The following is an 8,960-nucleotide window of genomic DNA, read 5'->3' as shown; positions in this document are numbered from 1 at the left end:
GGAACAGGCCGACCTTGATCTCGGGCAGACCGAGCCGCGTCTTCGGATTGTCGGCGGCGACGCGATAGTGACAGGACAGCGTCAATTCAAAACCGCCGCCAAGCGCCAGCCCATTGATGGCCGCGACCCACGGCTTGCCAGAGGTTTCGATGGCGCGGAACACCAATGAGAAGCGGCGGCTCTGGTCGAACAGCATCTGATTGGCCGCGACCTCGCCCTTGTCTTTGAGCATCTGAGCGTAGGTATGGCTCATGCCCTCGAGCATCGACAGGTCCGCACCGGCGCAGAACGCGTCCTTGCTGGAGGTGATGACCACGCCCTTCACGGCAGCGTCGGCCGTCGTCTGCTTGACGATCTCCTCAAGCTCGTTGATCGAGGTCTCATCCAGCACGTTCATCGAGCGGCCGGGAATGTCCCAGGTGACGAGCGCAATGCCGTCGGCGTCGGTCTCTAGCTTGAAATTCTTGAAGGCCATGTGTTGCTCCTCGCCTCAATCGCAGGTCTCGTAGGGTGGGTTAGCGAAGGCGTAACCCACCATGCCGCGCGAAGAATGTGTAGGGTGGGCTAAGGCGCGCCAGCGCCGTGCCCACCATTGATCTAGCCGGTGGGCACGCTTCGCTTAGCCCACCCTACGAGTCGAGGCGAGGAGCACCACATGGCCTACAACAATTTCAAGTTCGAGACCGACGTCGACGGCATTGCGCTCGTCACCTGGGACATTCCCGGCCGTTCGATGAACGTGCTGGACGAGACCTCGATCAACGAGCTCGAGGCGATCGTGAAGGAGACGACGGGTGACGCCGCGGTCAAAGGCGTGGTCATCACCTCCAGCAAGGACGCGTTCTGCGCCGGCGCCGACCTTTCGATGCTCGAAGGCATGAGCCGCACCTACAAGGAGGTGCTGAAGACCAAGGGCGAGGAAGCGGCGAACCAGATGCTGTTCGACCAGAGCCGCCGCTTCTCGCTGGTGTTTCGCTCGATCGAGACCTGCGGCAAGCCGTGGGTCGCCGCGATCAACGGGCTTGCGCTCGGCGGCGGTTTCGAGCTCACGCTGTCCTGCCATCACCGTGTCGCCGCCGAGAATCCCAAGACGCGACTTGGCTTGCCCGAGATCAAGGTCGGCCTGTTTCCCGGTGCTGGCGGCACCCAGCGCGTGCCGCGCATCGTGCCGCCGCAGGAGGCGATGACGATGCTGCTCAAGGGCGATGCGGTCGACCTCGCCAAGGCCAAGGCTCTGAAGCTGGTCGATGCCGTGGTGCCGCGCGCCGACATGATCAGGACCGCCAAGGACTGGATCAAGGGCGGCGGCAAGGCGGTCGCGCCCTGGGACGAGAAGGGCTTCAGGCTGCCGGGCGGTCCGGTCTTCTCCAAGGGCGGCATGATGATGTTCCCGGCGGGCAATGCCATCTACCGCCGCGAGACTTTTGATAATTACCCGGCCGCGCGCGCCGTGATGCAATGCGTCTACGAGGGCCTGCAGCTCCCGATCGACGCGGCGCTGCGCGTCGAGTCGCGCTACTTCACCCAGATATTGCGGTCGAACGAAGCCGCCGCGATGATCCGCTCGCTGTTCCTGTCGATGCAGGAATTGAACAAGGGCGCGCGGCGGCCCGAGGGCGTGCCGCCGACCAAGGTGAAGAAGCTCGCCGTGATCGGCGCCGGCTTCATGGGCGCCAGCGTCGGCTATGTCTCGGCGCGCGCCGGCATCGACGTGGTGCTGATCGATCGCGACCAGGACAGCGCCGACAAGGGCAAGGCCCATGCGCAGAAGGTGATCGACGATCTCGTCAAGAAGGGCCGCGTCAAGGAGGCCGACCGCGACGCGCTGCTGTCGCGCATCACCGCGACCCCCGACTACGACGCCATCAGGGATTGCGACCTCGTCATCGAGGCCGTGTTCGAGGACCGCGGTGTCAAGGCCGAGACCTATGCCAAGGCGCAGCCGCTTTTGAAGGAGGGCGCGATCTTCGCCTCCAACACTTCGACCCTGCCGATCAATTCGCTGGCCGAGGAGTTCAAGGACCAGAGCAAGTTCATTGGCATCCATTTCTTCTCGCCGGTCGAGAAGATGATGCTGACCGAGATCATCCTCGGCAACAACACGAGCGATCTCGCGATCGCCACCGCGCTCGACTATGTGCGCCAGATCGGCAAGACGCCGATCGTGGTCAACGATTCCCGCGGCTTCTTCGCCAACCGCTGCGTGCTGCGCTTCACCGCGGAGGGCCTGGAGATGCTGATGGAAGGCGTGCCGCCGGCGATGATCGAGAACTGCGCCAGGATGGCCGGCATGCCGGTCGGGCCGCTGTCATTGTCCGACGAGGTCGCGCTCGACCTCGTGCTCAAGATCATGAAGGCGACCGAAGCCGATCTCGGCGCCAACGCCGTCGATCAGGCGCAGAAGAAGCTGATGATCGAGATGGTCGAGAAGCAGGGCCGCTTCGGCCGCAAGAACGGCAAGGGCTTTTACGATTACCCGGCCACCGGTCGCGGCAAGAGCCTGTGGCCGGGCATCTCGGCCCTGCAACCGAAGCAGCTCGATCCCGATACGCTCGACATCGAGGAGTTGAAGCAGCGCTTCCTGGTGGTGCAGGCGGTGGAGGCCGCGCGCACCGTGGAGGACCGTGTCATCACCGACATGCGCGAGGCCGACGTCGGCTCGATCCTGGGCTTCGGCTTTGCGCCGTTCACCGGCGGCACGCTGTCCTACATCGACTTCATGGGGACGAAGAAGTTCGTCGCGCTCTGCCACGAGCTCGCGGCCAAATACGGCCCGCGCTTCGCCCCGCCGAAACTGCTTGAGGACATGGCCGCCAGGGGCGAGACCTTCTACGGCCGCTTCCCGCCGAAGAAGGCCTACGCCGCGGCGTAGGCCTGCTCCATTTGTCCGCGCCGTTTCGGCACGTTCGGTGGGCTCTCTCCCCCGCATCCGCCTTCGCCCGAAGGCGGGCTTCGGCGGACAAGAGGGGGGAGGGAACGGACCGCATGCTGGGCAGGCTTGCTCACGCCGCCTTCAGCAATCCTTCCTTGGTCATCGCCTCCTTCACCTTCGGCCGCGCGGCGACGCGGGCCTTGTAGGCCACGAGGTTCGGCAGGCCGGAGAGGTCGAAGCCGAGCCGGTCGGTGGCCCACATCAGCATGGTGAAGAGGTAGCCGTCGGCGACGGTGAACTGGCTGCCCATGAGGTAGTCATGGCCGCCGAGCTGGTTCTCCAGATATTTGAACTTGCCCATCGCGCGGTCCTTGAAGAACGCCTTGGCGTCGTCGGCGAGCACCGGCGAGAACAGGGGCCCGAGATTCTTGTGCAGCTCGGTCGTGATGAAGTTCAGCCATTCGAGCAGCTTGTACCGCTCGGTCGAGTCGCGCTCCGGCGCCAGGTGCTTGTCCTTGGCCTGGTCGGCGATCCGCTGCACGATGACCGGCCCCTCGGTGATCAACTCGCCGGAATCGAGCACAAGCACAGGCACCTGGCCCTTGGGATTGACCTTCAGGAAATCATCACCATTCTCGAGCTTCTTCGCCCTGAGATCGACCTTGACGAGATCATAGGGCAGGCCGGCTTCGAGCAGCGCGATGTGAGGGGAAAGCGAGCAGGCACCAGGCGTATAGTAGAGCTTCATGGTCAAGTTCCTCCTGTTCAATCCGGTCCTTTTTTCAACCCTTCCTCCATCCGGCGAAGGGATGAGCTGGCCTGAGGCCGACTCCGCAGTAAATGCATCTGCATGGAATAGTCAAGATTGATGCAGCTGCATTCAGTGCGGTACACTCCATTATCACAGTGAAGAGTCCAGGCATGAAGCGCAGACCATCGACCGAGGCGACCGCCGCCTGGATCCGCCTGATGCGGGTGCAGAGCCGGGTGCTGGACGCCGTCGAGCAGGATTTGAAGAAGGCCGGCTTCCCGCCGCTCGCCTGGTACGATGCGCTCCTGGAATTGTCGCGGGCGCCGACCGGCGAGCTGCGCCCGGTCGAGTTGGAGCGGCAGATGCTGATCCCGCAATATTCCACCTCGCGCCTGATCGACCGCCTGGTCGATGAGGGGCTCGCGGCGCGCCGAGAATGCAAGATCGACAAGCGCGGCCAGTTCGTCGAGATCACCGACGCCGGACGCGATTTGCAGAAGCGGATGTGGACCGCCTATTCGGCCGCGATCGAGAAGCATGTCGGCTCGAAACTGACGGATGCCGACGCAACGCGGTTGTGCGCGCTGCTCGACCGGCTCGGCTGCTCCTGCGGGGCGATGGCTTCGCCGGCGGTAGGCGAAGGCGCGCCCGCGCGATGATACCTTTCTCGTTGTTCACGTCCGCAAGGCCGTCGGCTGGCGGATATTCCCCGATCCCACGCGCATCCGAGCGACGCGCTTTTTGATTTGGAAGTTTCATGGCGCGTGACCAGATCGACATGACCCCGCTGAAGTCCCGCCACGAGCTGGTGGCGTGGCTGGAGGCAGGCGCGAAGCCGCCGTCCGAGTTCCGGATCGGCACCGAGCACGAGAAGACGCCCTTCACCATCGAAGGCCGTCGTCCCGTCCCTTACGAGGGTGCGCGCGGCATCGGGGCGCTGCTGGAAGGCATGCAGCTCCTGCTCGGCTGGGACCCGATCATGGAGCAGGGCAACATCATCGGCCTGCATGACGTCACCGGCGGCGGGGCGATTTCGCTCGAGCCCGGCGGGCAGTTCGAATTGTCCGGCGCGCCGGTAGAGACGGTGCACCAGACCCAGAGCGAGTTGATGGCCCATCTCGCCCAGGTGCGCGAGGTCGCAAGCCCGCTCGGCATCGGCTTTCTCGGCCTCGGCATGACGCCATCCTGGTCGCGCGCCGAGATCCCCCTGATGCCCAAGGGGCGCTACAAGATCATGACCAACTACATGCCGAAGGTCGGCCGCTACGGCATCGACATGATGTACCGGACCTGCACGGTGCAGACCAATCTCGACTTCTCCTCCGAGGCCGACATGGTCAAGAAGCTGCGGGTCTCGCTGGCGCTGCAGCCGATCGCGACCGCCTTCTTCGCCAACTCGCCGTTCACCGAGGGCAAGCCGAACGGCTTCCTCTCCTTCCGGTCCGAGATCTGGCGCGACACCGACAACGACCGCTCCGGCATGCTGCCCTGGGCGTTCGAGAACGGCATGGGCTTCGAGCGCTGGGTCGACTATGCGCTGGACGTGCCGATGTATTTCGTCAAGCGCGGCGAGCGCTATATCGACGTCGCCGGCTCGTCGTTCCGTGCCTTTTTCGAGGGCAAGAGCAACAAGCTGCCGGGCGAGCGTCCGACACTGTCGGACTGGGCCAATCACCTCTCGACGATCTTCCCCGAGGTGCGGCTGAAGCGCTATCTGGAGATGCGCGGCGCCGACGGCGCGCCGTGGGGCCGGCTGCCGGCGCTGCCGGCGTTCTGGGTCGGGCTGCTCTACGACGATGTCAGCCTCGATGCCGCCTGGGACATCGCCAAGCACTGGAACGCGCAGGATCGTCAGCAGTTGCGCGATGAGGTGCCGCGCCTCGGCTTCAGGGCCCGGATCAGGGACCGCTATGCATTCGAGATCGCCAAGGAATGCCTGGCGCTGGCGCATTCCGGCCTGAGGCGCCGCAGCCGCGTCGACCCGTCCGGGCGCGACGAGACCCGGCACCTCGAGCCGTTGGATCGCATCATCGACTCCGGCCGGACGCCGGCGGAGGAGTTGCTGGAGAAGTTCAACAATGGCTGGCAAGGCTCGGTCGAGCCGGCCTACGACGAATACGCATTTTAGCCCTCGATCCGGCCCGCTTAAGCCTTTTTACCGCTGGCGTTTTTCCGTTCCATTCATCTGCCGTACAGGTTCGTGGCGCTCAAATGGCGCCTGCCGCTGTTCCATCTCGGCATTTCGCATCCTGTTGCGGGGGCGCACGCGTTGGCGAATGTCGGCTTCGAGGGATGCGGGTGGGCGCGCACTTTAAGGGGACTTCTGAATCAAGCCACATTAGAGTCTTGGATCGCTGGTGTCCTTCAGGCCGGAGGCTCGCGAGAGCTGCTCGCTGAACAATGAAGCGGGCTTCCGGTGAGGGACACTCGGAACACGATTCTGGTGCGGCTCAGATCGGACATTCGCTTGCAACGGCTCGAAGCGATGCCGAAGCGAAGTCTGGTCCGCTGCACTGGCCGCGGGGCGCGTGGAAACGTTTGAAAGCAAATCGCGTATGAAACTGGGCCGTCACGTTGGGGTGTGGCTGCTGGCGTTCAGCTGCATGGCGGCCACAGGCGTCGCGCGTCCTGCGCAGGCGCAAAGCAGCTTCGACCGTCCCGGCGGGGACTACACCAACGCGCCGATTCCGTCCGGCGATCCCGAGGATTGTGCGCTGTTGTGCGAGCATGACCGGCGCTGCCGGGCCTGGAGCTTCAACTATCCGACCGATCCGGCGGTGGGCGCCATCTGTTGGCTCAAGAGCAACGTGCCGGCGCGCCTGCCGTCGAGCTGCTGCGTCACCGGCGTGCGCGGGGCCGGCGTGGTCGAGCCGCGCAATGGCGCGGTGGAAACCTCGATCGACCGGGCCGGCGGCGACTACCACAATTTCGAATTGAAGAAGGACGACAGCGACGAGGCCTGCAAGGAGGCCTGCATCACCGACAACAAGTGCCGGGCCTGGACCTATGCCCGTGCCGGCTATGTCGGCAAGGAAGCGCGCTGCTTTTTGAAGAAGGACATCAAGCCGCCCCGACACCGGGCCGGCTTCACGTCAGGCGTGGTGCGGTAGCAGTTTCGTAGCACCTTCGTAGGATGGGCTAAGCGCAGCGTGCCCACCGTTCCGGACAACACGTACACGTAGTCGACAGATGGTGGGCACGGCGCTTGCGCCTTAGCCCACCCTACGCGACTACATTCCTTCCTAATGCACCGCGCTGAAGAAGCGCGCCAGGCGGAAGCCGGACAGCCACGTATAGACGGGCTGCTTGCGGATGCCGAGATCCCAGGAGCCGATCACCGCGTCGGCGCGGCCGACCAGATTGTCGATCGGCAACAGCCCGACGCCGCCCTCGCGCACCGGCACGCGGCTGTCGGCGGAATTGTCGCGGTTGTCGCCGAGCACGAACAAATGGCCGTCCGGCACCGTCACCTCGGACGTATTGTCGAGCCGGCCATTGTCGCGCAATTTGAAGATCGCGTGCTTGACCCCGTCGGGCAGCGTCTCGGTGTAGCGATAGGCGGGCTCCAGGCTGCCATTGTCGTCCTCAGCCTCGCCGATGCCGTCAGGCTTCAGCGCCGCGGCGCGGTCGTTGATGAAGAGCTGGCCCTGCCGCATCTGGATGCGGTCGCCGGGCAGCCCCACCACGCGCTTGACCCAGGCCTGCGAATTGTCGCCCGGCCAGCGGAACACGACGACATCGCCGCGCTTCGGCGTGCCCTCGAACAGCCGTTTGGTTTCGGGCAGGTTGATCTGCATCGGCAGCGACGCCGTGCCGTAGCCATAGGGGAACTTGGAGGCGAGCAGCGCGTCGCCGATCATCAGCGTCGGCTCCATCGAGCCCGACGGCACGTAGAACGGCTCGGCGATGGCGCCCTTGGCGAGGAACACGATCAGCACGATCGCCAGAAGCTGCACCGCCTGCCCCAGCCAGTGACTGCCCGTGCTCTTGGCGGGGGTGGTGGATAGTTTCTCGACGCTCATCGGCCGGTTCCTCCGACAGTAATACGTTCCATGCGAAGCGTCGGCTGGCCGACGCCGACCGGCACGCCCTGGCCATTCTTGCCGCAGGTGCCGATCCCCGAATCAAGCGCAAGGTCGTTGCCGATCATGGTAATTCGATGCAGATCGGTCGGGCCATTGCCGATCAGCATGGCGCCCTTCAGCGGGGCGCCGACCTTGCCGTTCTCTATTCTGTACGCTTCCGTGCACTGGAAGACATACTTGCCCGAGGTGATGTCGACCTGACCGCCGCCGAAGTTCGCGGCATAGACGCCGTTTTTCACCGAGGCGATGATCTCGGCGGGGTCGCGCTCGCCCGCCAGCATGTAGGTGTTGGTCATGCGCGGCATCGGCACGTGGGCATAGCCCTGGCGGCGGCCGTTGCCGGTCGGCTTCATGTTCATCAGCCGCGCATTCTGGCGGTCCTGCATGTAGCCGACCAGGACGCCATCCTCGATCAGCATGGTGCGGTTGGTCGGCGTGCCCTCGTCGTCGATCGACAGCGAGCCACGCCGCGAAGCCATGGTGCCGTCGTCGACCACGGTGACGCCCCGGGCTGCGACCTGTCGGCCCATCAGCCCTGCGAAGGCCGAGGTCTGCTTGCGGTTGAAGTCGCCTTCGAGCCCGTGGCCGACCGCCTCATGCAGCATCACGCCGGGCCAGCCGGCACCGAGCACCACGTCCATCTCGCCGGCCGGCGCCGGCACCGACTCCAGGTTGACCAGCGCCTCGCGCAGCGCGCCGTCGGCGGCCTCGCGCCAGGACTTGGTCTCGATGAAGCGGGCATAGCCTTCGCGGCCGCCATAACCCTTGCTGCCGCTCTCCTGCCGGTCGCCCTGGCCGGCGACGACGGAGACGTTGACACGCACCAGCGGGCGGATGTCGCGATAACTCTCGCCGTCCGGCCGCACGATCTCGACCACCTGCCAGGTCGCGCCGAGACTCACCGTCACCTGGCGCACCCGCGGATCCTTGTCGCGCACATAGGCGTCGATCTCGGCGAGCAGCTTGACCTTGCTCTCGAAGCCCGGCGCATCGAGCGGATTGTCGTCGCCGTAGAGCTTGACGTTGGTGTGCGCAGGCGGCGCCGCGAACGATCCGGAATAACCGCCGCGCACCGCCGCGACCGCATCCGCTGCGCGGATCAGCGCCGGCAGCGACACGTCGGAGGAATGGGCATAGCCGACCGCATCGTCCTTGACCGCGCGCAGGCCAAACCCCTGGCTGGTGTCGTAGGTCGCCTGCTTCAGGCGGCCGTTGTCGAACATCAACGCTTCGGTCTGGCTGTATTCGAGGA

At 65.1% G+C, this 8,960-nt stretch carries 8 protein-coding genes; 4 read left to right on the top strand and 4 right to left on the bottom strand.

Annotation, left to right across the window (positions count from 1 at the left end; translation table 11 throughout):
- Positions 1 to 475: enoyl-CoA hydratase-related protein (locus tag JOY90_RS29715; RefSeq protein ID WP_291694660.1), on the bottom strand; the 475-nt coding region annotated here is incomplete at its 3' end.
- Between the two features lie 180 nt (positions 476 to 655).
- On the opposite strand from JOY90_RS29715, the gene JOY90_RS29710 reads away from it, so the two are divergent.
- Positions 656 to 2,872, top strand: coding sequence for a 3-hydroxyacyl-CoA dehydrogenase NAD-binding domain-containing protein (locus JOY90_RS29710; protein WP_291694659.1), 2,217 nt, complete (start codon positions 656 to 658; stop codon positions 2,870 to 2,872).
- 130 nt (positions 2,873 to 3,002) lie between these two features.
- On the opposite strand, the gene gstA is transcribed toward JOY90_RS29710, so the two are convergent.
- On the bottom strand, positions 3,003 to 3,620 hold the full coding sequence (gene gstA, locus JOY90_RS29705) for a glutathione transferase GstA (RefSeq protein ID WP_291694658.1): 618 nt from the start codon (positions 3,618 to 3,620) through the stop codon (positions 3,003 to 3,005).
- Between the two features lie 173 nt (positions 3,621 to 3,793).
- Here gstA and JOY90_RS29700 point away from each other — a divergent pair, with 173 nt between their 5' ends.
- The 3 genes from JOY90_RS29700 (at position 3,794) to JOY90_RS29690 (ending at position 6,733) form a co-directional block, all read left to right on the top strand.
- A complete protein-coding gene (locus JOY90_RS29700) occupies positions 3,794 to 4,282 on the top strand; it encodes a MarR family winged helix-turn-helix transcriptional regulator (RefSeq protein WP_291694657.1) in 489 nt (162 codons plus the stop codon).
- Positions 4,283 to 4,380: 98 nt separating this feature from the next.
- Complete coding sequence (locus tag JOY90_RS29695; RefSeq protein WP_291694656.1) at positions 4,381 to 5,751, top strand: glutamate--cysteine ligase; 1,371 nt, start codon at positions 4,381 to 4,383, stop codon at positions 5,749 to 5,751.
- A 475-nt stretch (positions 5,752 to 6,226) separates the two neighbouring features.
- Positions 6,227 to 6,733 (top strand): PAN domain-containing protein, encoded by a 507-nt coding sequence (locus JOY90_RS29690; RefSeq protein WP_291694655.1) that lies wholly within the window; start codon positions 6,227 to 6,229, stop codon positions 6,731 to 6,733.
- Positions 6,734 to 6,865: 132 nt separating this feature from the next.
- Here the strand turns inward: JOY90_RS29690 and lepB are convergent, their stop codons facing one another.
- Positions 6,866 to 7,645 (bottom strand): signal peptidase I, encoded by a 780-nt coding sequence (gene lepB / locus JOY90_RS29685; protein WP_291694654.1) that lies wholly within the window; start codon positions 7,643 to 7,645, stop codon positions 6,866 to 6,868.
- Positions 7,642 to 8,960, bottom strand: a 1,319-nt coding sequence (tldD, locus tag JOY90_RS29680; protein WP_291694653.1) for a metalloprotease TldD, incomplete at its 5' end; no start/stop codon positions are given. The genes lepB and tldD, both read right to left, overlap by 4 nt.

Source organism: Bradyrhizobium sp. (genome assembly GCF_019242285.1).
In the GTDB taxonomy this organism is placed as follows: Bacteria; Pseudomonadota; Alphaproteobacteria; order Rhizobiales; family Xanthobacteraceae; genus Bradyrhizobium.
The sequence above is the reverse complement of the archived record's forward strand: the minus strand, read 5'-3'. Positions and strand labels throughout refer to the sequence as shown.